The organism is Mesorhizobium sp. RSR565B (assembly GCF_054719465.1).
Genome location: NZ_JBTTIE010000001.1, coordinates 3,571,035 through 3,597,401, shown reverse-complemented (window position 1 = coordinate 3,597,401; position 26,367 = coordinate 3,571,035). Strand labels below are relative to the sequence as shown.

24 protein-coding genes are annotated in these 26,367 nt (G+C 63.2%); 5 read left to right on the top strand and 19 right to left on the bottom strand.

Translation table 11 applies throughout. The features are described 5' to 3' along the window. Positions 1–117: 117 nt before the first annotated feature. On the bottom strand, positions 118–1,314 hold the full coding sequence (locus tag ACYG9R_RS17530) for an acyl-CoA dehydrogenase (protein WP_023751298.1): 1,197 nt from the start codon (positions 1,312–1,314) through the stop codon (positions 118–120). A gap of 106 nt (positions 1,315–1,420) precedes the next feature. Between ACYG9R_RS17530 and ACYG9R_RS17525 the strand changes: the two genes are divergently transcribed. Beyond that, the gene (locus ACYG9R_RS17525; protein ID WP_460221840.1) at positions 1,421–2,332 is read left to right on the top strand and encodes a LysR family transcriptional regulator; all 912 of its coding nucleotides are present in this window, start codon (positions 1,421–1,423) and stop codon (positions 2,330–2,332) included. A gap of 11 nt (positions 2,333–2,343) precedes the next feature. On the opposite strand, the gene ACYG9R_RS17520 is transcribed toward ACYG9R_RS17525, so the two are convergent. From ACYG9R_RS17520 to ACYG9R_RS17480, 9 genes are all read right to left on the bottom strand, one after another. After that, a complete protein-coding gene (locus tag ACYG9R_RS17520) occupies positions 2,344–2,526 on the bottom strand; it encodes a hypothetical protein (RefSeq protein ID WP_023714001.1) in 183 nt (60 codons plus the stop codon). A gap of 65 nt (positions 2,527–2,591) precedes the next feature. Continuing rightward, on the bottom strand, positions 2,592–4,913 hold the full coding sequence (locus ACYG9R_RS17515; protein WP_023823334.1) for a Tex family protein: 2,322 nt from the start codon (positions 4,911–4,913) through the stop codon (positions 2,592–2,594). 114 nt (positions 4,914–5,027) lie between these two features. Further along, on the bottom strand, positions 5,028–6,209 hold the full coding sequence (locus ACYG9R_RS17510) for a serine hydrolase domain-containing protein (protein WP_023823333.1): 1,182 nt from the start codon (positions 6,207–6,209) through the stop codon (positions 5,028–5,030). A gap of 33 nt (positions 6,210–6,242) precedes the next feature. After that, complete coding sequence (locus tag ACYG9R_RS17505; RefSeq protein ID WP_023823332.1) at positions 6,243–7,439, bottom strand: serine hydrolase domain-containing protein; 1,197 nt, start codon at positions 7,437–7,439, stop codon at positions 6,243–6,245. A gap of 62 nt (positions 7,440–7,501) precedes the next feature. Then, positions 7,502–8,536 (bottom strand): ABC transporter substrate-binding protein, encoded by a 1,035-nt coding sequence (locus tag ACYG9R_RS17500; protein ID WP_023671767.1) that lies wholly within the window; start codon positions 8,534–8,536, stop codon positions 7,502–7,504. Between the two features lie 23 nt (positions 8,537–8,559). Next, positions 8,560–9,360, bottom strand: coding sequence for an ABC transporter permease (locus tag ACYG9R_RS17495; RefSeq protein WP_023671766.1), 801 nt, complete (start codon positions 9,358–9,360; stop codon positions 8,560–8,562). After that, positions 9,353–10,273 carry an ABC transporter permease gene (locus tag ACYG9R_RS17490; RefSeq protein ID WP_023691712.1) on the bottom strand — a complete coding sequence of 307 codons (921 nt, stop codon included), beginning with the start codon at positions 10,271–10,273 and terminating at the stop codon, positions 9,353–9,355. Before ACYG9R_RS17490 ends, ACYG9R_RS17495 begins: the two co-directional genes overlap by 8 nt. A gap of 2 nt (positions 10,274–10,275) precedes the next feature. Next, positions 10,276–11,376 (bottom strand): ABC transporter ATP-binding protein, encoded by a 1,101-nt coding sequence (locus ACYG9R_RS17485; protein ID WP_023691713.1) that lies wholly within the window; start codon positions 11,374–11,376, stop codon positions 10,276–10,278. A gap of 156 nt (positions 11,377–11,532) precedes the next feature. Continuing rightward, positions 11,533–13,212, bottom strand: coding sequence for an amidohydrolase (locus tag ACYG9R_RS17480; protein ID WP_023696889.1), 1,680 nt, complete (start codon positions 13,210–13,212; stop codon positions 11,533–11,535). 277 nt (positions 13,213–13,489) lie between these two features. Here ACYG9R_RS17480 and ACYG9R_RS17475 point away from each other — a divergent pair, with 277 nt between their 5' ends. Together ACYG9R_RS17475 and ACYG9R_RS17470 are read left to right on the top strand one after the other, a co-directional pair. Continuing rightward, positions 13,490–14,143, top strand: a complete 654-nt coding sequence (locus ACYG9R_RS17475; RefSeq protein ID WP_023686329.1) for a TetR/AcrR family transcriptional regulator — start codon at positions 13,490–13,492, stop codon at positions 14,141–14,143. Positions 14,144–14,167: 24 nt separating this feature from the next. Then, the gene (locus tag ACYG9R_RS17470; RefSeq protein ID WP_023699752.1) at positions 14,168–15,199 is read left to right on the top strand and encodes a histone deacetylase family protein; all 1,032 of its coding nucleotides are present in this window, start codon (positions 14,168–14,170) and stop codon (positions 15,197–15,199) included. Between the two features lie 90 nt (positions 15,200–15,289). Here the strand turns inward: ACYG9R_RS17470 and ACYG9R_RS17465 are convergent, their stop codons facing one another. The 3 genes from ACYG9R_RS17465 to ACYG9R_RS17455 all read right to left on the bottom strand — a co-directional run bounded on the left by ACYG9R_RS17465 (position 15,290) and on the right by ACYG9R_RS17455 (position 19,450). Next, on the bottom strand, positions 15,290–16,483 hold the full coding sequence (locus ACYG9R_RS17465; RefSeq protein ID WP_023823330.1) for a TMEM43 family protein: 1,194 nt from the start codon (positions 16,481–16,483) through the stop codon (positions 15,290–15,292). A gap of 61 nt (positions 16,484–16,544) precedes the next feature. After that, on the bottom strand, positions 16,545–19,298 hold the full coding sequence (locus ACYG9R_RS17460) for a M16 family metallopeptidase (protein WP_023823329.1): 2,754 nt from the start codon (positions 19,296–19,298) through the stop codon (positions 16,545–16,547). Next, positions 19,298–19,450 carry a hypothetical protein gene (locus tag ACYG9R_RS17455; RefSeq protein WP_023823328.1) on the bottom strand — a complete coding sequence of 51 codons (153 nt, stop codon included), beginning with the start codon at positions 19,448–19,450 and terminating at the stop codon, positions 19,298–19,300. The genes ACYG9R_RS17460 and ACYG9R_RS17455 overlap by 1 nt, the downstream gene beginning before the upstream one ends. 507 nt (positions 19,451–19,957) lie before the next feature. Between ACYG9R_RS17455 and ACYG9R_RS17450 the strand changes: the two genes are divergently transcribed. Then, complete coding sequence (locus tag ACYG9R_RS17450) at positions 19,958–20,668, top strand: helix-turn-helix transcriptional regulator (protein ID WP_023671758.1); 711 nt, start codon at positions 19,958–19,960, stop codon at positions 20,666–20,668. Continuing rightward, positions 20,665–21,435 (top strand): helix-turn-helix transcriptional regulator, encoded by a 771-nt coding sequence (locus tag ACYG9R_RS17445; RefSeq protein ID WP_023823327.1) that lies wholly within the window; start codon positions 20,665–20,667, stop codon positions 21,433–21,435. Before ACYG9R_RS17450 ends, ACYG9R_RS17445 begins: the two co-directional genes overlap by 4 nt. A 37-nt stretch (positions 21,436–21,472) precedes the next feature. Here ACYG9R_RS17445 and ACYG9R_RS17440 read toward each other — a convergent pair whose 3' ends face one another. The 6 genes from ACYG9R_RS17440 to motA are packed head-to-tail and all read right to left on the bottom strand — an operon-like array spanning position 21,473 to position 26,330. Next, the gene (locus ACYG9R_RS17440; RefSeq protein WP_023671756.1) at positions 21,473–21,910 is read right to left on the bottom strand and encodes a hypothetical protein; all 438 of its coding nucleotides are present in this window, start codon (positions 21,908–21,910) and stop codon (positions 21,473–21,475) included. Continuing rightward, entirely contained in the window at positions 21,907–22,989 is a 1,083-nt protein-coding gene (gene flhB, locus ACYG9R_RS17435; RefSeq protein ID WP_023823326.1) for a flagellar biosynthesis protein FlhB, read from the bottom strand. Before flhB ends, ACYG9R_RS17440 begins: the two co-directional genes overlap by 4 nt. A gap of 13 nt (positions 22,990–23,002) precedes the next feature. Further along, positions 23,003–24,019, bottom strand: a complete 1,017-nt coding sequence (locus ACYG9R_RS17430) for a flagellar motor switch protein FliG (protein ID WP_023728370.1) — start codon at positions 24,017–24,019, stop codon at positions 23,003–23,005. A 44-nt stretch (positions 24,020–24,063) separates the two neighbouring features. Continuing rightward, entirely contained in the window at positions 24,064–24,453 is a 390-nt protein-coding gene (gene fliN, locus ACYG9R_RS17425) for a flagellar motor switch protein FliN (RefSeq protein WP_023671753.1), read from the bottom strand. Positions 24,454–24,486: 33 nt separating this feature from the next. Further along, complete coding sequence (locus ACYG9R_RS17420; RefSeq protein WP_023823325.1) at positions 24,487–25,419, bottom strand: FliM/FliN family flagellar motor switch protein; 933 nt, start codon at positions 25,417–25,419, stop codon at positions 24,487–24,489. 35 nt (positions 25,420–25,454) lie between these two features. Continuing rightward, positions 25,455–26,330: a flagellar motor stator protein MotA gene (gene motA / locus ACYG9R_RS17415; RefSeq protein ID WP_023823324.1), complete on the bottom strand. Its 876-nt coding sequence runs from the start codon at positions 26,328–26,330 to the stop codon at positions 25,455–25,457. Between the last annotated feature and the right edge of the window lie 37 nt (positions 26,331–26,367).

Genomic DNA, 26,367 nt, shown 5'->3' with positions numbered 1-26,367 from the left:
GCCGAGTCGAAAATGGCTGATACCGAGAACCGGAGCAGAGCGTACTTTTGGTACGCGAGCACCGGAAGCGCAGGTATCGGCCATTTGCAGGCCGGCCTCACTTGAATTCGGCACAGCTTAGAAAAACGCCTGTATCCCCGTCTGAGCCCTGCCAAGGATCAGCGCATGCACGTCATGCGTGCCTTCATAGGTGTTGACCGTCTCCAGGTTCTGCGCGTGGCGCATGACGTGGTAGCCGATCTGGATGCCGTTGCCGCCATGCATGTCGCGGGCCTGGCGGGCGATGTCGAGCGCCTTGCCGCAATTGTTGCGCTTGACGATCGAGATCATTTCCGGTGCCATCTTGCCCTCGTCCATCAGCCTGCCGACCCGCAAGCTGGCCTGCAGGCCCAGCGCGATCTCGGTCTGCATATCGGCGAGCTTCTTCTGGAACAGCTGCGTGCCGGCGAGCGGCTTGCCGAACTGCTTGCGGTCGAGGCCATATTGCCGCGCCCGGCGCCAGCAATCGTCGGCCGCGCCCATCGCGCCCCAGGAAATGCCGTAGCGCGCGCGGTTGAGGCAGCCGAACGGACCGCCGAGGCCCTTGGCGTTGGGCAGCAGCGCATCTTCGCCAACCTCGACGCCTTCCATCACCACTTCGCCGGTGATCGACGCGCGAAGGCTGAGCTTGCCGCCGATCTTCGGTGCCGAAAGCCCCTTCATGCCCTTTTCCAGCACGAAGCCGCGGATTTCGTCCTTGCCGTTGTCGCCCTTGAGCTTCGCCCAGACGACGAACACATCGGCGATCGGCGCGTTGGAGATCCACATTTTCGAGCCGGAAATCCTGTACCCGTTCGCGGTCTTCTCGGCCCGCGTCTTCATACCGCCGGGATCGGAACCCGCATCCGGTTCGGTCAGGCCGAAGCAGCCGATCCATTCGCCGGAGGCCAGCTTAGGTAGAAATTTCTTGCGCTGTTCTTCCGAGCCATAGGCATGGATCGGATACATCACCAGCGACGACTGCACGGACATCATCGAGCGGTAGCCGGAATCGACCCGCTCGACCTCGCGCGCCACCAACCCGTAGGTGACGTAATTGGCGCCGAGCCCGCCATATTCCTCGGGAATGGTGATGCCGAGCAGGCCGGCCTCGCCCATCTCACGAAAAATGCCGGCGTCGGTCTTTTCCTCGAGATAGGCCTCCTCGATGCGCGGCGCGAGCTTGTCGGCGGCAAAGGCGGCCGCGCCATCGCGCACCATGCGCTCATCCTCGGAAAGCTGGTTCTCGATCAGGAAGGGGTCTTCCCAGACGAACGCGTTCTTGTCGGCGGCCATGGCTTCGCTCTCTCCCAAAATCTTGAAGTGCTCGGGCTTATCCACCTCCGCTTCGAAAAAATCAAACAAAATTGCATCACAGATCAATGAGGTTTAGTAATGGATCATGAACGTCCAACGCCGGCTTTTACCCAGCACCAGCGCCCTTGCCGCCATCGAGGCCGTGGCCCGCCTTGGCTCCTTCACCGCTGCCGCCCAGGAACTCGATTTGACCCAAGGGGCCGTCAGCCGCCAGATAGCACTTCTGGAGGAACAGTTCGGCCGCCGGCTGTTCGAGCGCGACAGCCGCAATGTTCGGCTGTCCACGGCGGGCGAAATCTATGCCGAAGCCGTGCGGGCGGCACTCGGGCAATTGCGCGACGCCGCGCTCGGATTGATGAGCAATCGGCATAGCGGCATGCTGAACCTCGCCATACTGCCGACCTTCGGCACGCGCTGGCTGATGCCGCTGATCCCGGATTTCGTCGCAGAAAACCCTGACATCACCATCAACTTTGTCACCCGCATCGGCCGCTTCGACTTCGCCCGCGAGCGGCTCGACGCCGCCATCCATCATGGCCAGCCCGACTGGCCGGACGCCGACTCCACGCTTCTGATGCGCGAGACCGTAATGCCGGTGGTCTCGCCAGACTTCCTTGCCAGCCGCGATATCACCACGGCGGCCGACATCAGCCGCCTGCCGCTGCTGCACATGGCGACGCGTCCCGGGGCCTGGGGCGAATGGTTCGAGGAACAGGGCTTGAGCGCACCGATCGGACCCGGCATGCAGTTCGAGCAATTCGGCACCGTTGCCCAAGCCTGCATGGCGGGGCTTGGCGTCGCGCTCCTGCCGCAAGTTCTTATCGCCGGCGAATTGCAGCGCGGTCAGCTCGTGCAGGCGCCGGGACAGCCGATGCAAAGCCGCAGCGCCTACTACCTCGTCGTCCCGAACGACAAGCGCGGCCACCCGCCCGTCGTCAGCTTTCGCGACTGGCTGCTGGGCCAGGTTGAGAAGGAACCGGCCGTTCTGGCCTGGTAGCTACTTCCGCTTCATCGGCTCGGTTTCCGGCTGGAAGCGCAGCGTTTTTGCGACTTGCGTTCGGCAACTTTCGCATCGAGCTTGCTTTTGATCCGGGCGAAAGCCTGGTCTCCATCGACCGAACTGCCACTCGCCATGCCCCCGTCCCAAAGACGCCCCAACTCTTGGACACTCACTTTCTCGAAACTTGCCATATCGCGCGTATCTCCACACAAGGATGGTAGATAACGCTCTAGCGATTGCAAGGAACCATTCGAGGCTACTTCCGCTTCAAGGCATCGGCCAGCGCCGCACCAAACGCGCCTTGCTGTGCCGGTCCTTCCGGCTGACGCTGCGGCATCGGCGAAGGTTGCGCCGGCTTGCCGCCGCCATTGTCGCGCGGCCCCTTCGGCGTCCCGCCCTCGCCGCCGTCCTTGCGCATGGACAGCGCGATGCGCTTGCGCTTGATGTCGACATCGACGACCCGCACCTTCACCACATCGCCCGCCTTCACCACCTCATGCGCGTCCTTGATGAAACGATCGGCCAGTTGCGAGACATGCACCAGCCCGTCCTGGTGCACGCCGATATCGACGAAGGCGCCGAAGGCCGCGACATTGGTGACGGTGCCTTCGAGAAGCATGCCGGGCTTCAGATCCTTGATATCGTCGACGCCGTCGGCAAAGGTCGCCGTCTTGAAGCCGGGGCGCGGGTCGCGGCCGGGCTTTTCCAGCTCCGCAATGATGTCGCGCACCGTCGGCAGGCCGAACCGTTCGTCAACGAAGACGCGCGGATCGAGCGCCTTGAGCGCGGCACTGTCTCCCATCAGCGAGCGCACATCGCGACCGCAGGCAGCGACGATCTTCTTGGCCACGCCATAGGCTTCCGGATGGACGGACGAGGCGTCGAGCGGCTCGCTGCCATTGGCAATGCGGAGGAAGCCTGCGGACTGTTCGAACGCGCGCGGGCCGAGCCGCGCTACCTTGAGCAGTTCCTTGCGGCTGGCGAACGGCCCGGTCGCATCGCGATGCGCGACAATGGCATCGGCAAGCGACGCGCCCAGGCCTGACACGCGGGCCAAGAGCGGCGCCGAGGCGGTGTTGAGATCGACGCCGACAGCATTCACCGCGTCCTCCACCACCGCCTCCAGCGAGCGGCCAAGCCGGTACTGGTCGACATCATGCTGGTACTGGCCAACGCCGATCGATTTCGGCTCGATCTTGACCAGTTCGGCGAGCGGGTCCTGCAGGCGCCTGGCGATCGACACCGCACCGCGCAGCGACACGTCGAGCCCGGGAAACTCAGCCGCCGCTGTCGCGGAGGCCGAATAGACCGAGGCGCCGGCTTCGCTGACGATCACCTTGAGCGGCTTTGGCCCACCATCTGAAGGCATGTCGGACAGCATGTCGGCGACCAGCTTTTCAGTCTCGCGGCTGCCGGTGCCGTTGCCAATCGAGATCAGCTCGACCTTGTGCAGGCGGATGAGCTTGGCGAGCTCCGCCTGTGTGCCGCGCACATCGTTCCGCGGCGGAAATGGATAGACCGTCGTCGTCGCCAGCACCTTGCCGGTGCCATCTACCACCGCGACCTTGACGCCGGTGCGGATGCCGGGATCGAGCCCCATGGTCGGACGCGATCCTGCGGGCGCTGCCAGCAGCAAATCCTTGAGGTTGCGTGCAAAGACATGGATCGCCTCTTCCTCCGCCCGCTCGCGCAGGTCACGCATCAAATCGAGCGTCAGGTGCAGCGAAAGCTTGATCCGCCAGGTCCAGCCGGCGACTTCCATCAGCCAGCGGTCGCCCGGCAGGCTGCCGCCGATGGCGTAGGCATTGGCGATCATCCGCTCGACCGGCTTCACCGGCGAGGCATGGTCGGCATCGACCTCGATGTCGAGCGACAACACCTCTTCGTTGCGGCCGCGCAGCATGGCCAGCGCACGGTGGCTCGGAACATTTGCCCAACGCTCGACATGGTCGAAATAGTCGGAGAATTTCGCCCCGGCCTCCTGCTTGCCGTCGACGACACGGGCACGCATGAAAGCGCGCTCCTTCATGTAGGTTCGCAATTTGCCGACCAGATCGGCATTTTCCGCAAACTGTTCCGACAGGATGTCGCGTGCGCCTTCCAGTGCGGCCTTGGCGTCGGCCACATCCTCGGTCACATAAGGCAGCGCCGCCTCGGCGGGCACCAACGACCGGTTGGCCAAAATAGCCTCCGCCAATGGCCCCAGCCCGCGCTCCCGGGCGATCTCGGCCTTGGTGCGGCGCTTGGGCTTGTAGGGCAGGTAGATGTCTTCCAGTTCAGCCTTGGTGGCGGCAGCCACAATTTTGGCCTCAAGTTCGTCGGTCAGCTTGCCCTGCTCGCGAATCGAACCAAGGATCGTATCGCGCCGCGCATCGAGCTCGCGCAGATAGGCCAGCCGCTCGGCAAGGTCGCGCAATTGCGTGTCGTCGAGCCCGCCGGTGACCTCCTTGCGGTAGCGCGCCACGAACGGCACCGTCGCGCCCTCATCGAGCAGCCCTATAGCTGCCGATGCCTGCTCCGACCGCGCCCCGATCTCTGCCGCGATGATGGATGCGATGCGTTTGCTGTCTGCTGCCATGCTGGTCCCTGTCGCAAAGAGCGGCGACCATAGGCGCTGATGTCCGTCCCGCCAACCGCAGTGTTCTCAAGCGTCAAAGAGGTCCACAGGAAAGCGCCTTGCTTTGGCTCGTCCTCAGACCATCCCGCTCAGCGCCTCGAAAAAGGCAACGATCTCGCGTTCGAGCGGATAATCTTCAGGCACCAGCTGCGACCCCATTTTTGCAATCACCACTTCCGTCTTCGGGTTGACGTAGAGCCATTGGCCGTGGATGCCGATGCCGCAGAAGGCGCCGTTTGCCGCCCCCGTCTGGTACCATTTGTTACGGTAACGGCCCTTTGGGAACAGATGCACCATTGTGCCGCGCTGCCAGGCCTCCGCGCTGCCGCCGGCAACGGTCGTATCGCGCACCCAGCCTTCTGGCACGATGCCGCGGCCATTGGCCGTGCCGCCCTGCCGCATCATCTCGCCGATACGCGCCAGGTCGCGCGGCGTCACCGAAATGCCGCCGGCGGTGCGCGCCGTACCTTCCATGTCGACGCCGATCGAAGCCTCGCTGACAGCACCCAGCGGTAGCCACAGTTTCTCGCGCATGAGGTCCGGGAAGCGCTGGCCGGAAGCTCGTTCGAGCAACAGGCCGAGCAGATCGGAATTGGGCGAACGGTAGCGGAAGGTTTTGCCGTGCGGTTCTTCGAGCCGCTGCAAGGTCAGAATGAATTCGCGCAAGCTTTCAGTGCCGCCGCCCGGATTCCACAGCGTAGCGCGACGGTAACGGGCAAAGGCGCTTTCGGGATCGAGATAGGCCTCCTCGAAGTCGAGGCTGACGCTCATATCGAGCACATGCCGGCAGCTTGCATCGGCATAGGCCGAACCGGCGGCTTCCGGAATGTACTGGGTCACCGGCGCTTCCGGGTCGAACACGCCCTCGCCTTCCAGTATTCCGGCGATGATCGCGGTGACCGATTTGCTGATCGAAAAGATGATGTGACGGGCGCCGAAATCCATATTGGGCGCGAACCAGTCGCCGATGACCTTGCCAGCCTTCATCACCGTCAGCGCGTCGCTGCTCGAACGTGTGAGGAATTCGGCCACCGTTTCCGGGGCGCTGGCGATCGAAACCTTTTCGCCGAGCAGGCCGCTCAGGTCCCGCACCGGCGCTTCGACGCTTCCCGGCGTCGCCGCCACGGGAGCGGTCGGCACCAGCTCGCCAAGGTTCTGGAACGACCAGCGGTTGAACGGGCTTTCGCGCCAGTTGGAGAGCAGCACCTCATTGCGGGCAAAGCCGTAGCGGGTCTCGAACGCAGTCTTGCCGGTCATGAACGTTTCCTCAGAGGGATGGTTTGTTGTGGGTCAACCAAGCGCCTTGGCGATGGCGTGCACCGCCTTCAGCGTTGCCACCGAATAGGCGACATTGCTGAAATCCGGATAGCTTGAAAGCTTGACCACGACCATGCCGGTGTCCCAGTCGATATGGATCATCTGCCCGAACACGCCTCGGCACATCAAAGCGCGCGTGCGCGGATTCTCGATCCAGAACTGGTTGCGATAGCTGCCCTCCGGCAGGCTCGGATTGAAGTCCGGCCCATGCTTGCCGTTGCGCGTCGCCTCGATCCAGTCGGCCGGCACGATGCCGCGGCCCTTGTCGAGGATCAGCTGGCCGAAGCGGGCGTAATCGCGCAGCGTCGCGTTGAAGCCGCCATCGGCCAGCGCATAGCCGGCGCTGTCGACCGTGAAGCAAGCGCTTTCGTCGGGGCCGAGCTTCTGCCACAGCTCCTCGGACACCAGCTGCGCCAGGCGTTTACCGGTGACCCGCTCCATGATGAAGGCAAGCACGTCGGTCTCGATCGAGCGGTACTCGAACGCGGCGCCATGCGGCCGCACCTTGTCCTTCAGCTGCAGGATCAACTCGAACAGATGCGGCGGCCATTGGAAATCCGGATCGCTGTCCGGCGGCACCGGCTTCCAGCCCGTGGCGACATCAACCTGGCCGATGTCGGAGTAACGGTCGGTGTATTCCTCGGAAAACCGCACGCCGGTGGTCATATCCAGCACATGCTGCACGCTGGCGCCGTCCCAGCCGGTCGCGCCGAGCTCCGGCAGATAGGCGCTCACCGGTTTGGCCGGGTCGATCAAGCCGCGCCCAACCAGAATACCGAACACGGTGCCTGTTACCGACTTCGCCATCGACTGCGACAGATGCAGCGTGCGCTCGGCCATGCCGTTGAAATAGCGCTCATAGGCGACCTTGCCGTCTTTGAGCACCAGGAAGCCGTCCGTGTAGGTCTCGTCGAGCAGGCCAACGAGCGTCGTCGGACGGCCCTTGCTGTCTTCCACCGGCAGCGCGTCGAGATCGGTCTCTGCGCGCTCAAGACGATGGCGATGGCCATTACCGCGCCAGACCTCGATGGTCGGCAGGAATTCGCGGATGTGTTGGAAGGCCCAGCGATTCCATGGCGGCCGGTCCCAGTCGACCTTCGGCAGCACCATTTGAGGCGGCGAGCCCTGCATGATCGACGGCCGCGGATCGCTGTTGCGATAGGAGTCCATGAAAGCCATTCCGGAAAAGAAAAGACCCGGCGGCGCATGCCGCCGGGTCTGTCAGACTGCGGTTATTTCTGCAGTTCGGTCCAGATCTTGGTGTAGATGTCCTGGATCTCAGGCGCGCACATCTTCTGGAATTCGCCTTGTGCCTTCGCAGCCTCCGGAATGACGACTTCCGGGGCATCCTTCATATCGGCCGGCATGTATTTGTCCGAGCCGGTAATGGCGTTTGCGTAACGGTGGAAGGCCGAGAGGCCGGCCGCGTTTTCCGGATCCATGATGAAGTTCTGGAACAGCTTGGCGTTCTCGACATTTTTGGCTTCCTTGAGAACGACGACGTTATCGCTCCACAGGCCGTAGCCTTCCTTCGGATAATTGTAATGGATGGCCGGATTGGCCAGCCGCTGACGCAGCGCCGAACCGTTCCAGTCGCTGGTCGCCTTGAAGTCGCCGGCGCCCATCTTTTCGATGGTGTTGTATTCCATGGCGATCCAGTTCGGCTTGGCCGCGACAAGCGTGTCGCGCACCTTCTTCAGCACCGTCTTGTCGTCGGTGCACTGCTGGCCGCCGACATATTTGATCGCCGCGAAGATAACGTCATTCATCTCGGGAACGACATTGGTCTTGCCCTTCAGCTCGTCCGGCGTGTTGAAGATGATGCCCCAGCTGTCGGCTGGTCCCTTGTAGGCATCGGTGTTGACGACGACGCCGACGGTGCCCAGCGCCCACGGCACGGAATATTTGCGGCCGGGGTCGAAGTCTGGATTGGCCCATTCCGGCGCCACGTTCTTGAAGTTCTCCATCTTGCCCGGATCGGTCTCCTGCACGAGGCCCTCCTTGATCCAGATCGGCACGTAGGTTTGCGACGGAACGGCGATGTCGAAGCCGGTGCCGCCCTGGCGTACCTTGGCGAGCGCCGTATCGTTGGAATCGTAATCGGTGATCGTCACCTTGACGTTGTATTTGGCTTCGAACTTTTTGATCACATCGGGGCTGGTATAGTTGCCCCAATTGTAAATGTTCAGCTCGCCATCGGCGCGGGCCAGGCTCGTCGTTGCGAGCAGCGCCAACCCGATGGCGGCTGTCGTTGTTTTCCAGTTCATGGTTTTAGCTCCCATTTGTCGGTTCAGTCTCTTTTCCTGCTGACGAAGAAAAACAACGTGACGATCGCGACCGAAAGCAGCAGGAAGGCGGTCGATATCGCGTTGATCTCAGGCGTGATGCCGCGGCGGATCTGGCCGAGCATGTAGGTGGGCAGCGTATCCTGGCCGCCCGATTTGACAAACTCGGTGATGACGACGTCATCGAGCGAGATGACGAAGGCCAGCATCAGTCCGGCCAGTATGCCGGGCCACAAAAGCGGCAGCGTGATGCGGCGGAAGGTCTTCCAAGGCGTCGCGTACAGATCGGCGGCCGCGCGCTCCAGCGTCAGGTCCATGTTTTCCAGCCGCGCCCGGATCGGCAGATAGGCGAACGGGATGCAGAACGCCGTGTGCGCGGCGATCAGATAGCCAATGCCGGAATAGCCGGTGAAGATCTTGATGCGCGAGAAGAAGATCAGCAGCGCCACGCCGGTGACGATCTCGGGCACCATCAGCGGCTGGTTGATCGCCGCATATTTGAAGGTGAGGCCCGGATAGGACGCGGTGCGCGTGGTGGCGAGCGCGGCCATGGTGGCAAAGATTGTCGACAGCACCGCAGCGACGGCGCCGATCTGGAACGAGCGTAGCGTCGCGTCGATAACTTGCACGTTCTGCCAAGCCGACTGGAACCAGCGCATCGAAAAGCCGCCCCATTCCGACGTCGAGTTCGCCGCGTTGAAGGCATAGGCGACCAGCACGATGATCGGCAGATAGAGCACGATAAAACAGGTCGCAGCGATCACCGTGAAGCCGGTCTGGTGCTTGATGGAAAAGTTCTTAGCCATGCCGCGCCCCCGACTTGCCGGCATTGCGCACATAGGCAAGCAGCGCCACCATGACGATGATCATCACCGTGATCGACAGCGCCGAGCCGAGCGGCCAGTTGCGGCCTTGGCCGAACTGCAATTCGATCAGGTTGGACAGCATCATATTCTTGCCGCCGCCAAGCACGCTCGGCGTCACATAGGCGCCAAGGGCTGGAATGAAGACCAGGATGGAGCCGGCAATGACGCCGGGTTTGACCAGCGGGAAAATGATCTTCCGCAATACCTTGAATCGGGTCGCGTAGAGGTCGTAGCCCGCCTCGACGAGGCGAAAATCAAGCTTCTCCATGCTGGCATAGATCGGCAGCACCATCAGCGGCAGATAGACATAGGCCATGCCGATCAGAATCGCCGTGTCGGTGAAGAGGATCTGCACCGGCGCTGAGACGATACCAAGCTTGATAAGGATGGTGTTGATGATGCCTTCGTTGCGGATGATCTGCAGCACGGCGAAGGTGCGGATCAGAAGGTTGGTCCAGAACGGAATGGTGATCAGGAACAGCCAGAGATCCCTGGTTTTCTCGCTGCGCGTCGCCATGAAATAGGCGGTTGGAAACCCCAATGCCAAAGTGGCGATCGTCGTTATCACCGCCAGCTTGATCGAGCGCCAGAAGATGGTGACATGCGCTGCCGCAAGCGAAAGCGTATCGTCGAAAATGTCGCGTTCCATGAACACCGACAGCCAGGCATCGGGCGAAAACTGCCACTTCACATCGCCATAGGGGCCAGGCGTCAGGAACGAGTAGATCAGCACGATCAGCAAGGGGCCGGTCGCGGCGAGGAAGATCACCAGCAAGGCTGGCGCTGACAGCAGCCACCGGTCGCGCACATCGCGTCGCTCCGCTGCCTTGGCGACTTGTTCCGCGGTCGCCATGATCAGTCCTTCAGCACTTGCGCGGCGTCGTTGCCGATCATGATGCCGATCTGGCCGCCCTGCACGAAGCCGTCACCGGCGCCGCGGCTGTTCTGACGCCGCACGATGAACGGCTCGCCACCGGCAAGGCGCAGATGGAAGTGCGTGTCGGTGCCGAGATAGACGATGTTTTCGACGGTGCCGGACAGCGAAGCGCTCGGGCTGGCCGTGCCCAACTGCGCATGCTCTGGACGCACGACGATGGTGACCTTGCCGCTGGGGCTGAAGCCTTCCGGCAGCGAGGCTGGGATTTCCACACCAGACGGCAGCTTCACCGTCGCCCGGCCACCAGTCGCGCTAACCACATCCGCCTTGAGGAAGTTCGACTCGCCGATGAAGTCGGCGACGAAACGCTCGGCCGGCCGGTCGTAGATGTCGCGCGGCGAGCCGACCTGCAGGATTTTGCCCGACGACATCACCGCGATGCGGTCCGACATGGTCAGCGCTTCCTCCTGGTCGTGGGTGACGAAGATGAAGGTAATTCCGGTCTCGTGCTGCAGCCGCTTCAATTCGATCTGCATTTCCTTGCGCAGCTTGTAGTCGAGCGCCGAGAGCGGTTCGTCGAGCAGGAGCACCTTGGGCTGCGGCGCCAGCGCCCGGGCGAGCGCCACGCGCTGCTGCTGGCCGCCGGAGATCTGGCTGGTTCGGCGACCCGCCAGCGCCTCCATCTTCACCAGTTTCAGCATCTCGGCGACGCGCGCCTTGATCTCGGCCTTCGGCTTGCCCAGCATTTCCAGGCCAAAGCCGATATTGTCGGCGACCGTCATATGCGGGAACAGCGCGTAGGATTGGAAGACGGTGTTGACCGGCCGCTTGAAGGGCGGCAACGGCGCGATGTCCTGACCGTAGAGGAGGATTTCGCCGGCGGTTGGAAAGTCGAAGCCGGCAATCAGCCGCAGCAACGTGGTCTTGCCGCAGCCGGATGGTCCCAGCAGGGTGAAGAACTCATTCTCGCGGATGGATACCGAGACCGTATCGAGGGCAGCAACCTGCCCCTCACCCGATCCGAAAATTTTACTGACGTTTACGACTTCAATTGCATTCCGATCCGGTTTTTCCGGCACGATACGCCTCACTGTTGACCCCGCTCTTGCTGGCGGAGTTTTTCCCCTGTTCGATGTGACCACACGGCCGGTTGGTTGGCAAGTCCGGCATTGAACCACAGTTCAGTCGGTCATTTCGTCTTGCAAGCGGCAAGCTGTGCAAGCCGCATGCCATTGTCAGGCCTGGTAGGTTACCTTGCCACCGCAGACCGTCGTCACCGGTCGCAGCTTGTGCAGATCGGCCGGCGCCGTCTTCTCGATATCGGCCGACAAAACCACCAGATCCGCCATGTAGCCGGGTTTCAGAACGCCTTTGCGATGCTCGGCGAATTCGGCATAGGCGCCCTCGACCGTGTAGGCGGCAATCGCTTCCTGCAGCGAGAAACTCTGGTCAGGATCGCCTTCTGCCCATGGTTTGCGCTGCACTGCCGCCTGAATGCTCAGGATCGGGTCGATCGCTGCCACCGGCCAGTCCGAGGCGAACACGACATGGGCGCCGGCGCTTTTCAGGGTGCGCCAGGCATAGCTCAGCGGCCAGCGGGCCGGCCCGATGCGTGACACCGTCGGCTCCAGCGGAAAATCCATGGCGCCGGGCGGATGCGACGGCTGCATCGAGGCGATGACGCCGAGTTCGGCAAAACGCGGCACGTCGGCTGCTGTGGTGACCTCGATGTGCTCAACCCTGTGCCGGCTGTCGCGCTTGCCATTGACCTTCTGCGCCGCCTCGTAACCGTCGAGCACTGCGCGCACGGCGCCGTCACCGATCGAGTGCACGGCGATCTGCAGCCCGCGTTTGTCGATAGCCACGGCGAGATCGATAAATTGCTGCGGCGTGAACAGCGGCTCGCCGACCCAGTCGGGACGATCCGCATAGGGTTCGACCATAACCGCGGTCCAGGAATCGAGCACGCCGTCATAGAACACCTTGACCATGCCCGATGACAGCCACTCGCTGTCGTAGCGCTCGGCCATGACGGACGCCTTCTCGAGCATGTCGAGCGTCATGAAATTCTTGTAGTGGAACGGGATCTTGACGCGGCAGGGCAGGCCTTCCTCGGCCTCGATCTCGGAAAGCAATTCGAGTTGGTAGAGATTGCCGTCCATGTTCTGGATCGAGGTGATGCCGTGGCGCGCGCACCAGGCAAGTCCGCGCCGCATGATGTCACGGTCAGCGGCCCGCTCGGCGGCCGACGGCATTGGGTCCGGCTCGCCGCCGGTCGACAGCCCCAACCGCACCCGGCTTTCGCCGGCAAGGTCGAGCACCGGACCGAAGGCCTCGCCCTCGCGCAATTCGCCCGCGGCCAGGCCGTCGTCACCCATCACGATCTCGTTGCCCGGACCGAGCGTGCGTCCCTTCAGGATGCCGGCCATCTCCAACGCCTTGGTGTTGGCCCACATCGTATGGTGGTCGGGTGCCGCCATGCAGAAGGGGCGGTCGGGCAGGATGGCGTCGAGATGATGGCGTGTCACCCGCTCGTCGCCGAGCACGGTGTAGTCGACGCCCTGTCCCACAAGCATCTTCGCCTCGGGCCACGTCGTGGCGTAGTCGCGGATGGCGCTTTGAAGCGCCTCGAAGCCATGGATACCGCCGAGTTGAAGATGCGCGAGCTCAGCCCCTCCCGAGAACAGATGCATGTGGGCTTCGATGAAACCGGGCAGGACCGAACCGCCCTTGGCGTCGATCACGTCTGTGGTCGTTCCCTTGAGTTTTTCGATGGCGGCGTGGTTGCCGATGGCGATGATGGCGCCGTCCTTGACGGCAATCGCCTCGGCGGCGGGATTGTCATCGTCCATGGTCCGCACGCGACCATTGATGACGATCAGATCAGCATTTTGACCCGCACCCGTGACAGACATCGCGACTCCGCGCTTTTGACGACTGGCTGAGACCGACAACCCTCTTATCCGACAAGCTGCCACTCCGCTGGAGCGGCGTTATCGGACGAAAACTGATGCCAGTGCGCTGTTTTGAAATTCCCCTTGTGATCTCTCAAGACAGCGTGGATAAAAGAATGCGACTAATTATTCGCGTTTGTCAACGTGCCGAATTTCGAATGTATTATGGACAACACACCACGCCAATGTTGAGACCCGGACCTGTGTTGAAACCGGCAGGGAACGAAGGCATCAATCCGTGAAGCGCAGTCTCAGCCGCGAAACCAGGATGGCGCTCGAACCGCGCAAGCAGCCGCGGCAGGAACGGTCGAGCAAGGTGGTCGACCGGATACTCGACGCGGCTTTGATCCTGACGCGGGAGCAAGGAACCAAGACACCGACGACGCTCGCCATCGCCCGGCGCGCGGGCCTGTCGGTCGGTTCGGTCTACCAGTACTTTCCCAACAAGGAAGCCATTCTCCTCGACCTCGCCCGGCGCTGGCTGTCGTCGTTTCCCGAGGTGATCGCCAGGCGCATCGAGGTCACCCCACCCACCAACCGCGACGAGTTTCGGCAGGAGGTGCGCAAGCTCTTCATCGATACCTCCAGAATATATCTCGAAAACGCCACCCTGATGCCGGTGATCGAGGCGATATCCGGCAATGCCGACCTCAGGCCGATCCAAGACGAATATGACGAGCAGATCATCGCGCTTTACGCCGCGTGGCTGCAGCATGTGAACCCGGCCCTTGAGGACAAGATCGCCAGCCGGCTCGGCGTGCTGATGATGGATGTCGGGCACGCCTGCCGGCTTGTGGGGCTGAAAAGAGACCGCAAGACATACGACCTCATCGAGGACGATGTGGAAAGAATGTGGCTCGCTTTGGTCACCCCCTATCTCAACCTTGACTGATTTCGCTATTTCGAGAGGAAATTCATGAAGACTGTCTATTCGCCGCTTCATGCCGGCCATGCCGGCCAGATGGAACTGGTGACGTCGGCAATCGTGCCGGGTTTCGAAAAGCCGTCGCGGGCCGAGTTCATCAGGGCGCGGGTCGAGAGCGAGAAGCTGGGGCCGATCATCGGACCGGTCGAGCACGATCTCACAGCCGCCAAGCGCATCCACAAGGCCGACTATATCGACTTCCTGCCGACCGTCTGGCCGGCGTGGAAGGCCGCCGGCTTCGAGGGCACGGCGATGCCCTTCACCTGGCCGACGCGCGGCCTGCGCGGCGACGTGCCACCCAAGCGCGTCGACGCCTTGCTCGGCTACTATTCCTTCGACGCCGGCGCCACCTTCGTCGAAGGCACATGGACCGCGATCAAATCGTCCTATGACGTGGCGCTGACGGCGGCGGCCTTGGTCAAGGGTGGCGAGCGGTCGGCCTTCGCGCTCTGCCGCCCGCCCGGCCATCACGCCGGTGCCGGGTTCATGGGCGGCTACTGCTACATCAACAATGCCGCGGTCGCCGCGCAGTGGTTCCTCGATCAGGGCGCAAAACGCGTCTCGATCCTCGACGTCGACTATCACCACGGCAATGGCACGCAGGAGATCTTCTATGAACGCGCCGACGTGCAGGTTCTAAACCTGCATGGCGATCCGATGGTCGAGTACCCGTTCTTCCTCGGCCATGCCGACGAACGCGGCGCCGGCGCCGGCGAAGGCTTCAACGTCAATTATCCCATGCCCTTCGGCACCAATTGGGACGCCTGGAACGCCTCGCTGGAGGATGCCTGCGTCAAGCTCGCCGCCTACGCCCCCGATATCGTCATCGTCTCCCTTGGCGTCGACACCTTCGAGAAGGACCCGATCAGCAAGTTCAAGCTGAAAAGCCCGGACTATCCGAAGATCGGCCATCGCATCGCCAAGCTCGGCCTGCCGACGCTGTTCGTGATGGAAGGCGGCTACGCCGTCGAGGAGATCGGCATCAACGCCGTCGGCGTGCTCACCGGCTTCGAGGACAAATAGGAAAGCAATTCCAAGATAAGTGTGAAGCGGTTTTCCCGCCGGAATTGCGCCAAAGAGATATGGGGCGGCTCCGGCCGCCCCGACCTCTATCTAGGCGGCCGCCGCCGGGTTGGGCGCAACCACCGGAACGGCTGGCCTTCGCGACCGACCGATGCGGTAGACAATCACCGCCGCAATCACGCCTGCCGCCAGGATGGCGAGCGCCAGCAACGGTCGGTACCAGAACCAGGCAATCGCAATCGTCACCGTGCCGACCAGGATCGCCAGGACGAAGGCGATGATGCCAGTACCCATCCGCGCCATGCTGCCGAGGAAGGGTATGACGTCGAGGATCACCCCGATCGGGCTGAGGAACAGCGCAAAGCCTATGGTCAGCAACAGCAAGCCGGCGCCGCGCAGCAGCCAGGTGATCAGCGTGTTGGCGCTGACGGCGTCGGCGAACATCTTTTCGGCCGGGACGTTGCCGGTGTCGACCATCAGCAGCGCATCGCCGGCTTGCGTCTGGTAGGGCTCGAAGCGGCTGTCGGCCTGGCGCGCGATGATGCTGATCACGCCCAGCGGCGCCAGTTCGTAGCCGATTCGATAGTCACCCAAAGCGGGCGTCGTGTTGTCATTGCCGAGAAAAATCTTGCCATCGACGATGCTGAGCGGTTTCGTTCCGGTATAGGCAGCCTTTATCGCCGCCGACTGGTCGGCTGAGAGCGAATAGTCCTTGTCACCCTCGATACGGTCCAGCACTGGCGTATCGAGATCGAAGGCGACAAGCTTGCCCTCAGGAATCTGGAAGGTCCGGCCGTGGATTTCCATCGGCGGATTCTGGTGGCCGTCCGGCTTCTTGAAGTCCGACGAGTCGATCTGGCTGTCGTCCCACACCTTGGAATAGCTGTAGGTGGTCACCGTCTCTTCGCCACCGCCGAGCTTCTTGGTCGTCTCCGACTTGGACTCTTCCTTCCACTGATACATCTCGACACTGCGCGACAGCCGCAGCCCTTGCGTGGCGATGCCGAAATCCGGATCCGCCAGGCCGCTGTCCGCCGTCACCAGTCCGCTGACATGAACCAGCTTGCCGTCATTGGCGGTATCGACGCTGTCGGCGCCGACCGAAACCACCGCTCCAGAACCTTCGGCCAGCGAGCGCGCCGTCTGCACGGCGCGGCCTTCGTTCCAGAACAGCCCGATCACCATCAGCACGATCAGGATAAGGCCGAAGATGACCCCGCCGACCGCGCGCTTGATCCGCCCGAACCACGAGACGGATGTGACTTCCCGAAATGAATCGCTCATCGTTTCCCCCGAAACAAAGTTGCCCAAGATTTAAACGCGGCCGGCGGCCGCCTCGTATCGATCAGTCGGCGTGGATCTGCGCGCCGCAGTCCCTATCGCCTGTACAGGAATGCACCGCCCGTGTCGTGCCGCCATCGCCGACCCGCCATGGCGATGCGGAGAGCGGCGCCTGGCGATTGCCCCCGAGAAGATCGAGCGCCCGCATCGCCGTCTCTTCGCCGACCTCGTCACGCTTGACGATCTCGACGTCCTTGAAACCGATAGCGGCAAGCTGCGACATCACCACATCGGGGTCGCCCGCCACCACGATCAGCGACGGATCGAGCGACGCCAGGGCCAGCGCCTGTTTCTGAACCGCATCGAGCGTCAGCTTTGTGCGCGCCGCCATGCGGGTTTGCTGGTCCTCCAGCGTCGATCCGCTGCCGACCGCGCCAATCAGCGAGGAGAACAGACCAGCCGACGTCTCGGCCGATCCAGCCAGCGCCCGGCGATAGACAGTCACCGTGCGGTCGACCTCGTCCTGCGCCACCGGCAAGGTGGTCAGGCCGGCAAATCCTTTCAGGATTTCGGTAATCGCCGGCCCGGTGTTGGCGCGCTCGACGGTGGTTGCCACGACCAATCCCGAGCCGGCCTTCATCGGGCGCATCAGATAGCTCGACACGCCATAGGAGTAGCCCTTCTCCTCGCGGATCACCGAATTCAGCCTGCTGGAGAAATCGGCGCCAAGCAGGTTGGAGACCGCGGTCGATTCAGCGCGCTCGCTCTCGTCGGTGCCGGGCGCCGGCCGCGCCACGAACAGCGCCGACTGGCTGGCGCCGGGTTCGGGCACCAGCAGCACTTTCTGTCCCCCGTTGAAATGCGCCGCCGGCGACGGCTCGACGGCATAGCCGGCGGTGTCGCTTGTCCACGCGCCGAATGCTTTTTCAAGGCTGGCGGCGACGGTCGCGACCGGCATCGGGCCGACGCTGTAGAAGGTCACCGCCTTCGGCGTGAACTCCGCCTTGAATGCGTCCCTCGCCTCGTCGAGCGAGATCGAGGCCAGCGCCTTTGCCGACCAGTCCACCGCTGCCTTGCCCGGCACCTGCGGGATCAGCGTCGCCTTTGCCATGCGGCCGGCAACGCCGGGCAGATCCGCCTCGCGGCCGTTTAGCCAGTCGACTGTCTGCGCCATCAGCACAGTCCATTCGGTCTTGTCGAAACGAGGCTTCAGCACCGCGTCGGCGAGCAGGCCAATACCCTGGTCGAGCTTTTCCGGCGGCACGCCAAGCGTCATCATCGTGGTCAGCGTTCCGGCCTGGTGGCCGACGCCGGCGCCGATGTCGCTGGCCGCCTTGGCGAAATCAGCCGAGCCGCGATCGGCGGCCCCGCGTGTCGCCATGCTTGCTGCAAGCTCCAGCAATCCCTCCTTGCCTTCCGGCACGCTGTTCCAGCCGCCGGCGGCACTGGCGGCGACATAGACCATCGGCGCTTCCGGCATTGTGTAGTGGACGAGTTTGATGCCATTCGAGAGCGTCGCCGTTTCCATGGCGGGCAGTGTTGCCGAAGGCGCTTGCCCGGCCGCATGCTTCGGAATGTCGATCGCCGCTCGCTCCGGCGCGGTGAACGGCTGCGGTGTGCCGGACGACCCGATCAGTGCATCGGGATAGCCACCGCGCGGGCCGGGCTTCAGCACCAGTATGCTGGCGTCTTCCGGTTTCAACAGCCGCTTCATCGTTGCCTCGACGCCCGCCACGCTGGCGTCCTTCACCCGCGGGTCGTCGACCAGCGCGCTCTGCGCATCGCCGAGCACGTCGGCATTGTAGGAGACGACGCCGGCGCGATCCTTCAGTGCTTCGCTGCCGAGCCGCGCTGCCAGCAAGATGCCGGTGCGCGCACGCTCGACATCGACCGGATCGAGCGGGGTCTTCAGGAAATCCGCGAACGCCGTTTTCATCGCGCTTTCCAGCGCTTCCGGCGCCACACCTTCGGCGGCACCCGCCTCGAAGGTAAAGCGGCCACCGAGCAGACCGCCGGTCCAGCTCGCGCTGGCATAGGTGGCAATGCCCAACTGCGAAACCAGCCGGTTGCGCAAAAATCCATATTCGCCGTTGCCGAGCAGTTCGGCGGCAATGCTGAGCGCACCATTGTCGGGCGACTGCGCCACCGGGCCACTGAAGCCGACCACGACGATGGGGCTTGGCACACGATCCTCGAGCACCAGCTTGAGCCGGGCCTGAGTCGGTGCCGGCACGGCGGGCCGCGCCACATCGGCGCCGCGCGCCACGCGGCCGAACGTGTCGGCAATCAGCGCCTTGGTGTCGTCGATCTCCAAGTCGCCGACCAGCACCAGCACCGCATTGTTGGGCAGATAGTAGCTGTTGAAGAAACCCCTGACATCGTCGAGCGTCGCCGCATCGAGATCGGCGACCGAGCCGATGACCATGCGGCTATAGGGATGCGGCTTCGGGAACAGCCCGGACCAGAAAGCTTCCCAGCCGGATGCGCCGGCCTTGTCGAGCACGTTCTGGCGCATCTCGTTCTTGACCACCGAGCGCTGCAGATCGAGCTTGGTCTGAGTCACCGAACGGCCGAGATTGGCCATGCGGTCGGCCTCCAGCGACAGGATCATCGGCAGTGACGACGACAGCCCGTCGACGTAATAAACGGTGCCGTCTTCGGTGGTCCAGGCATTGATCTCGTTGCCGAGCGCGGCGTGCGCGCCGAACACGTTCGGCCAGGCCGGCGTGCCGGAAAACATCAGATGTTCGAACAGATGCGCAAAGCCCGAGCGTCCCGCGGGTTCATTCATCGACCCGACGCGGTAGCGCAGGTTCATCACCACTTCGGCACGCGATGGTCGGGCACCAGCACCACCTGCAGCCCGTTGTCGAGCGCATAGGTAACGGTCGGCTCAGCCTTGGCGGGCGCTTCCATACCGGCAAGAACCGCAAGCACCACCGTGAACGCCAGGAAAACCTGCTTCATCATGACCCCCGATGCTGATGGCCGCGAGCAAGCGCCGCCAAATCCGCCGTATGACCGAAGGGATGCCCACCCCTGCCGGCTGCCGAGACCCTATCGGAATCGATCGGCCCTCGATACGGCAGTATCGCAACACCCTCTGGCTTTTTCGTGTCGGCGTTTCAGGCCTTTTGCGGCGGAAAAGGCCGCGGAAGCCGCCCCTGAGTCGCTTGAGTCCAATAATATTGATTTTGTCAAATCGCGTTTGATGTCGGATTCATCTGCGGGTAGATTAGACCCGAATCAGCCGGTCCTTGGGGGGCGCGGCGACCACCCAAAGTCTCAAGTTCCGGCCAATGACCGGCACCAGACGCGGACGGCTTCGCGTTCCCTGAATGGATTCGGCGATCAGCGCGACCGCCGCGCCGTGTGAGTGCTTCGTAAACGTGATGCGTCTTCAAGTTCGGCCGCTGCTAACCCCAGCGTCCGGGCTCAAGAAAAGACTCCGGCCATGACATACAACCAAAGCATCCAATGAGCAGTTCCGCCGCGCTTCTCCAATCCGATACGTTAGGCTCGCGCCTCGAATCGCGCGGCGATCTCACCTCCTTTTTCATGCAGCTTGCCGCCGAGATCGGCGCCGACAGCTACATGCTCGTCGCCATCGTCCACGACCAGGACCGCAATGACGCCCGCATCGTCTCATCCAACTGGATCTTCGACGCCATCGAACTGATCGGCAAGCGGCTGATCGCCGGCCTTGCCCAGGGACCGCTGACCGTTGCACCTGGCATCCGCCCGAGGCCGCTGGTCGCCGCCGCGGCGCCCGACGCCGGCGGACTGCTCACCGGCGAAGAGGCGCGCCTGCTCGACGTGCTTGGCCACGCCGAAGTCTATTCATTGCGGCTCAATGTCGGCCGCCAGCGGCTGTTTGCGCTTTTCTCGGCGGCCGAGGCCGGCAGTATCGACCAGCCGGCGCTGATGAAGGCTCAGTTGAAGTGCTGTTACGCGCTGTCCGCTATCCCGCAATTGATCGCCGCCGCCGCCATGCAGGACCCGCTGTCCGACCGCGAGCGCGAATGCCTGTTCTGGGTGTCTGAAGGCAAAACCACCGATGAGGTCGCGGTGATCCTCGGGGTCTCGTCCAACACCGTCAACAGCTACATCACCCACGCCATCCAGAAATTCGCGGCCTCGAACCGCGCGATGGCCATCGCCACGGCGATCAGGAGCGGCATCATTTGAAACATGCTGACATCAAAGCGGCGGCCGAAGCCCTTTTCAACGAGCAGCGAAATCCGTTCGGCGCCTTCTCCATCAGTTCCGAGACGCACCATGCCGTTACCATCCCGGACGCGGTGCGCCGCTGCCGCTGGATCGCCGTCGACATCAACGCGTCGGCCTTCGGCCTCTACTTCGTCAGCCCCTCGCCGGAACGGGCGCGCCTGGTGCCGAGCTTCGATTCCGACTATCCCGCCACCGCGGTGACAACCAAGTTCATCGCCGGCGCCAATGGCGAGGAGATGGTTCGCCACAGCGGCGCCTCGACAGCGCCGCGCTGGTGGGCGGACGACGGCATCGCCGGCTCGGACGCCGTCTTCAAGAACCTCGCCTGGGCGGAGCGGACGGCGCCGCTGGCGCCAGGCACCAACGGCATTGCCTTTCCCGTCCATGCCGATCGCGGCCATTGCGGGCTGGTGGTGTTCCTCGGCTCGACGATCGCTCTGCCGGAGGACACGCTCTACGAAATCCACGCCCGCTGTTTTTCGCTGTTCGCCGCCGTCGCCCGCATTCGTCCGAACGATGCCGGCCGGATGCGGTCGATCTCCAAGCGTGAACTGGAGTGCCTGAAGCTGACCGCCAACGGCAACACCAGCGAAGAGATCGCCAGGCTGCTGAAGCTGTCGGTCCACACCGCCAACCAGTATCTCACCCAGTCGACGCAGAAGCTCAACGCGGTCAACCGCAACCAGGCGGTGGCCAAGGCGCTGCGCCTGGGTCTGATCGAGTGATCAAAGCCGCGTCCGGCGATTGGGATAAGACAAAAGATCAGCGATAGGCGAGCGGCTCGGTCCGGCGAATGCGCGCCTCTTCGATGACCGTCTCCAGCAAGGCGGTGTTGTGCTCGGGGTCTTCGCCGGGCTTCTCGAACGAAACATAGTTGACCGCGACCGAAGACCTCTCCTCGCTCAGCGTCAGCTGGAAATAGACGGTGACGCCCGGCGGCCGAAGCTCGAGATCGAGCACGATGCGCGGGCTGCCGCTCCAGTCGACATGTGCCTCTCCGCCATGGCCGAGCCTGAGCGTGCCCGGCAGGAAAAAAAGCTCCACAGCCGAATCCACCAGATCCGACAGGCAAGCGAAATGCTCGAGCCGGATGAAGGCGATGTAGTCGGCGACGTCGATCAGCCGCAACTCGTCGACCACCTGCTCGATGGCCTTGGCGACGATGAGTTCGCGGGATTTTGCGTGCGGTTGGCGGTTCATGAAATTTGTCTCCGCTCAGCCTTTTTGGAGTAGACGATCCGCACCAGTTCGGCGACGGCCTGGTAGAATTGCGACGGGATCACGCTATCAACCGAAACTTGCTTGTACATGGAGCGGGCGAGCGCCACGTCCTCGAAGATCGGGATGTTGTGCTCCTTGGCAATCTCGCGAATCTTGAGCGCCACAAGGTCCTGGCCCTTGGCCAGCACCAGGGGCGCTGAATCCTCGTCGCGAACATATCTGAGCGCGATGGAAAAGTGCGTCGGATTGGCGATGATCAGCGTCGCGCGCGGCACCGCCGTCATCATCCGCTTGCGCGCCCGGTCACGCGCCAGCGAGCGCAGCCGGGACTTGATGATCGGGTCGCCCTCGGACTGTTTGAACTCGTCCTTGACCTCCTGCTTGGTCATCCGCAGATCCTGCTTCCAATGGAAGCGCGACCAGACGACGTCGACCGCCGCGATCAGCCCCATGACGAAGACGATCGCCACCAATATGTCGACGGTGATGCTTTTGATGACGAGGCCGAAAGCGACGGGGTTGGTGATCATGCCGGCCAGGAGCTGGCGGTAGTCCTGCGACAGCGTGAAGTAGAGCACGATACTGGCGAAGCCGAGTTTGCCCAGCGATTTCAGGAATTCTACCCAGCCCTGAATACCGAACATCCTGGTCCAGCCCTTGGCTATCGAGATGCGCGACAGTTGCGGCCGGATCCGCTCGCCGACGACTTGCGGCATGTTCTGCAGCACCGAGGCGCCGATGCCGGCCACCACCAGCAGCACCAGCAGGCTGACGACGGCGTTGCCTATTTCCATCATCACGGTCTTGTAGAGCGCGATGACGTCGGTCTCGGTGTCCATCGGCCACGCCTCGGGCTTTTCCAGGAACATCGACAGGAACATGCCGAGATTGACGACCGCGTCCTTGGCGTAGAAGACGGTGAACACCAGTATGGCGATGAAGGACGCCAGAAGTGCGGCCTCCCTGGAATGGGGCAGCCTGCCCTGTTCGATGGTGTCGCGGATCTTCTTTTCGGTCGCGTCTTCGGTTTTGGAGTCTTTGTCCGCCGCTTCAGCCATTCAGCGCTCGGCGTTAAGCCGCTTCGCTCTGCTGCGACGAGGGCAGTTCGAAAGCCCCCTCGCGCGAAAGCCGGATTGTCGCCACCGCGATGTTCTTGCGCGCCGTCATGATGTCGGCAAGCTGAATGCCTTCCGAGCCCTGTCCGAGCTCGGACTCGATCATGCGCCGCGACCGTGCGCCGATCGCCGAGAGCGCCGATTCCGTCAATGCGGGTGGTGCACCGCGCAGCGCCAGCGTAATCAGTTCGGTCGACAGCCCGTCGAACAGAAGCACCCGCGCCTTCTGCGTCAAAAGCGGCAGATCGTCGAAGGCAAACAACCTGGAGCGGACACCGCCGAGGTCCGGCGTGCCGGCCTCTTCCAGATCCTGCATGACCTCTTCCAACTGAGGCTTGTCCATCTCGTTGAGCATACTGGCGACGCGCGCCTGTCCCGCCGAGATGTCCTTGGTCGCTGTCTGCGCCAGCACGCTGGCGCGCAGCTGGTTCTCGATGATCCTGGTGGCCGCGTCCGGAATGGTCGCCATCGTCACCATGCGCTTGATGATCTGGCTGCGCATCGGCTTTTCCATCGTCAGCAGAATGTTGGCGGCGGCCTGCGGCGCAAGCTTCGACAGCACCATGGCCGCGGTTTGTGGATGCTCGGCGGCAAGGAACGTGCCCAGACGCGTCGGCTCGAGCTTTTCCAGCTCCGGCCAGATCGGCGGTGGTCCTTCCGGCGCAACCTCGAAGCGCTTGTCGCCCATGATGGCGCTCATCTCTTCGGGCGACAGCGATTCATTGAGGATCGTGTCCATCCGGTCGGCGGAATCGAGCAGGCCCGCGCCTTCGGTGAACTCGGCCTCGAATTCGGCGACGATGCGTTCGAGGTCGCTTTGCGGAATGGTGCGCAGCAGCCGCGCCCCTTCGATCAGCGCCTTCAGTTCTTCCTGCTTGAAGAATTTCAGCAGCCGGCTGGCCGAAGGCTTGCCCATCGCCACCAGGATGGCGGCGGCCTTTTGCGGGCGCGTGAGCGTCACCGGCGTCGTCATGGCATAAGCTCCGATCGCTGCTGAGACCGCATGTCGTCTAATCCTCAGGCGCTCTTGGCGGCAGCGATAATTTCGGTCAGCCTGATGCCGAAGCGCGACGGATCGCTTTCCAGCACGGTGATCTCGCCGCGCGCGATCTTGCGGCCGTTGACCACGACATCGACCGGTTCGCCGATGCGCCGGTTGAGCGCCACCGTCGAGCCCTTCTGCAGCGCCATCAGGTCCGACACCGGCATTTCCGTACTGCCGAGGATGATCTGCACATCGACCGGGATGCTCATGATGATGTTCGAATTGGCGCCGGACGTGGCAGCCCGCAAGGCGGCGTCGGGGCGCTTTTCCTCCTCCTGGAGGACACCGCGCAATTCCTCGATGGCGCGGTCGAGTTGTTCGTCCGGCTGGTCGATATTGGCTTCCACCTTGGTCTTGGCCATCAGTCGTCTCCAAATGCTTGGGCTTGCCCGGCGTCAGCCCGGCATGAGCCCATCGATAAAATCCTGACCGGCATCGTAAGGATGCCTGATCCGGACGGTGTAGTTCTGCCCGAGTTTACCGAACTCGCAGACAAACAGCGTCATGTCGCGCGCGCTCAGCTTGGCCTGCGACTGCGCGGTTTCCTCGAACTCGATGACCTGGCCTGGCTCGAAACCGGCGAGATCGCCGAGCGTCAGGCGGGCCAGCGGCATGGTCGCTTCGAGCGTCACCGTCGAGCGCATCACTTCTTCGGAAAAACGTGCCCGCCAGTCGGAGGTCGTGCCTTCGCTGTCGTGGACATCGGCGATACCGCGTGTGGCAAGCAGAATGCGCTGCGGGATCATCACCGTGACCGTTCCGCTGTCGGTCGGCGTCGAGATGCCGAAGACGATGCGCACCGCCGCGCCATCGCGCAGCACGCGACGCTTGGCTTCGCTGCCCGAAAGCGCCCGCGGCACCGGCAGCCGCAGCTCGAGCGAGCGCCGGCCCGATCCGTTCAACGCCTGCGCAACTTCCTGGAAGACCGTGGTCGCGACATCGGTCTCGATCTGCGACAGAGCGCGCTCGATCGGCGAAACCGGCTGATCCGGATCGCCGCCGAACAGCGCGCACACCATCACGGCGATGGCCGGCGCATCAGCCACCAGCGTCATCGCATCCGAAGACGTCGGCGATGCTATGATGGCCATGGCAAAGGCATCGCCGGCATTCGTGCGGGCATCGGGAACACGGCTGATCTCGACCGTGCGCAGGTCGACGGTGACCGGTGCACCGAGCTCGCCGGCCAGGCTCTTCTGCAGCAGCGGCAGTGCGCGCTCCCCCATCGAGCGCCCGGTGCCGATGACGTGAGCGGCCTCACCGCTGTCACCGACCAGACGCTCGATGATCAGCGAGCGGGCTTGCGAGGGGCTGCCAGGACTTGTCATGACGGCGTGCGGTCCTGTCTGTCGTCATGCATGGCTCAAGCCGCTTTCTTCTCGGCGGAAGCTGTGTTCATCGTGCTTTGCTCGACGGCATCGATCGTCGGCCGCTCATAGGACGAGATGGTCTTGCGGCCGAACTCGATCGCCACCTGCGGCAGAGCGCCGTTCATGTAGGCAAGCAGCGTCTGCTTGACGATGATATAGAGGCGGTTCTTCTTCTCGCGCACCGTCTTGATCTTGGTGGCGACCGGCCCGACCACCGCATAGGACAGGAAGATGCCGAGGAAGGTTCCGACAAGGGCGGCGCCGATCAGGCCGCCGAGGATTTCGGGCGACTGGTCGAGTGCGCCCATCGCCTTGACCACGCCGAGCACGGCGGCGACGATGCCGAGCGCCGGCAGACCGTCGCCCACCGCCACCAGCGCATGGTAGGCCTTCATCTTGTCGGACTTGATGGTCTGGATTTCCTCGTCCATCAGCGCCTCGATCTCATGCGAGCGGGCATTGCCGATGATGATGATGCGGCAGTAGTCGCAGATGAAATTCGTCAGGTCGTGGTTCTTGAGCACGGTCGGGAACGCCTGGAAGATCGCCGACTCCTCCGGATTGTCGATATGCGCCTCGACCTCGCTGCGCGACTTCGAGCGCAGTTCGCGCATCAGGCTGTGCAGCACGCCCAGCGTCTCCAGATAGTCGCGCTCTTTCGGCACCGCCTGCTTGAACGCTTCGAGGATACCCCTGCCGGTGTCCTTGACCGTCTTCATCGGGTTGGCGACGAGAAAGGTGCCAAGCGCGGCGCCACAGATGACCACCGCTTCCCAAGGCTGCATCAGCACATTCAGATGGCCGCCCATGGCCATGAAGCCGCCGAGAACACAGCCGAGCGTCACCACAAGTCCGATCAGAATGCCCACGCCAGATCCTTCCGCATCACGTCAGGCCTAACCGATA

What these genes read in the sequence shown, in the direction of transcription:
- ACYG9R_RS17505 (WP_023823332.1), bottom strand. Translation starts at nt 7,439, where the DNA reads ATGGACTCCTATCGCAACAGCGATCCGCGGCCGTCGATCATGCAGGGC.
- ACYG9R_RS17430 (WP_023728370.1), bottom strand. Translation starts at nt 24,019, where the DNA reads ATGACGACGCCGGTGACGCTCACGCGCCCGCAAAAGGCCGCCGCCATC.
- ACYG9R_RS17420 (WP_023823325.1), bottom strand. Translation starts at nt 25,419, where the DNA reads ATGACAAGTCCTGGCAGCCCCTCGCAAGCCCGCTCGCTGATCATCGAG.
- ACYG9R_RS17465 (WP_023823330.1), bottom strand. Translation starts at nt 16,483, where the DNA reads ATGAGCGATTCATTTCGGGAAGTCACATCCGTCTCGTGGTTCGGGCGG.
- ACYG9R_RS17470 (WP_023699752.1), top strand. Translation starts at nt 14,168, where the DNA reads ATGAAGACTGTCTATTCGCCGCTTCATGCCGGCCATGCCGGCCAGATG.
- ACYG9R_RS17500 (WP_023671767.1), bottom strand. Translation starts at nt 8,536, where the DNA reads ATGAACTGGAAAACAACGACAGCCGCCATCGGGTTGGCGCTGCTCGCA.
- ACYG9R_RS17530 (WP_023751298.1), bottom strand. Translation starts at nt 1,314, where the DNA reads ATGGCCGCCGACAAGAACGCGTTCGTCTGGGAAGACCCCTTCCTGATC.
- ACYG9R_RS17490 (WP_023691712.1), bottom strand. Translation starts at nt 10,273, where the DNA reads ATGGCGACCGCGGAACAAGTCGCCAAGGCAGCGGAGCGACGCGATGTG.
- ACYG9R_RS17495 (WP_023671766.1), bottom strand. Translation starts at nt 9,360, where the DNA reads ATGGCTAAGAACTTTTCCATCAAGCACCAGACCGGCTTCACGGTGATC.
- ACYG9R_RS17450 (WP_023671758.1), top strand. Translation starts at nt 19,958, where the DNA reads ATGAGCAGTTCCGCCGCGCTTCTCCAATCCGATACGTTAGGCTCGCGC.
- ACYG9R_RS17440 (WP_023671756.1), bottom strand. Translation starts at nt 21,910, where the DNA reads ATGAACCGCCAACCGCACGCAAAATCCCGCGAACTCATCGTCGCCAAG.
- fliN (WP_023671753.1), bottom strand. Translation starts at nt 24,453, where the DNA reads ATGGCCAAGACCAAGGTGGAAGCCAATATCGACCAGCCGGACGAACAA.
- ACYG9R_RS17480 (WP_023696889.1), bottom strand. Translation starts at nt 13,212, where the DNA reads ATGTCTGTCACGGGTGCGGGTCAAAATGCTGATCTGATCGTCATCAAT.
- ACYG9R_RS17525 (WP_460221840.1), top strand. Translation starts at nt 1,421, where the DNA reads ATGAACGTCCAACGCCGGCTTTTACCCAGCACCAGCGCCCTTGCCGCC.
- ACYG9R_RS17510 (WP_023823333.1), bottom strand. Translation starts at nt 6,209, where the DNA reads ATGACCGGCAAGACTGCGTTCGAGACCCGCTACGGCTTTGCCCGCAAT.
- ACYG9R_RS17520 (WP_023714001.1), bottom strand. Translation starts at nt 2,526, where the DNA reads ATGGCAAGTTTCGAGAAAGTGAGTGTCCAAGAGTTGGGGCGTCTTTGG.
- ACYG9R_RS17515 (WP_023823334.1), bottom strand. Translation starts at nt 4,913, where the DNA reads ATGGCAGCAGACAGCAAACGCATCGCATCCATCATCGCGGCAGAGATC.
- ACYG9R_RS17455 (WP_023823328.1), bottom strand. Translation starts at nt 19,450, where the DNA reads ATGATGAAGCAGGTTTTCCTGGCGTTCACGGTGGTGCTTGCGGTTCTT.
- ACYG9R_RS17460 (WP_023823329.1), bottom strand. Translation starts at nt 19,298, where the DNA reads ATGAACCTGCGCTACCGCGTCGGGTCGATGAATGAACCCGCGGGACGC.
- flhB (WP_023823326.1), bottom strand. Translation starts at nt 22,989, where the DNA reads ATGGCTGAAGCGGCGGACAAAGACTCCAAAACCGAAGACGCGACCGAA.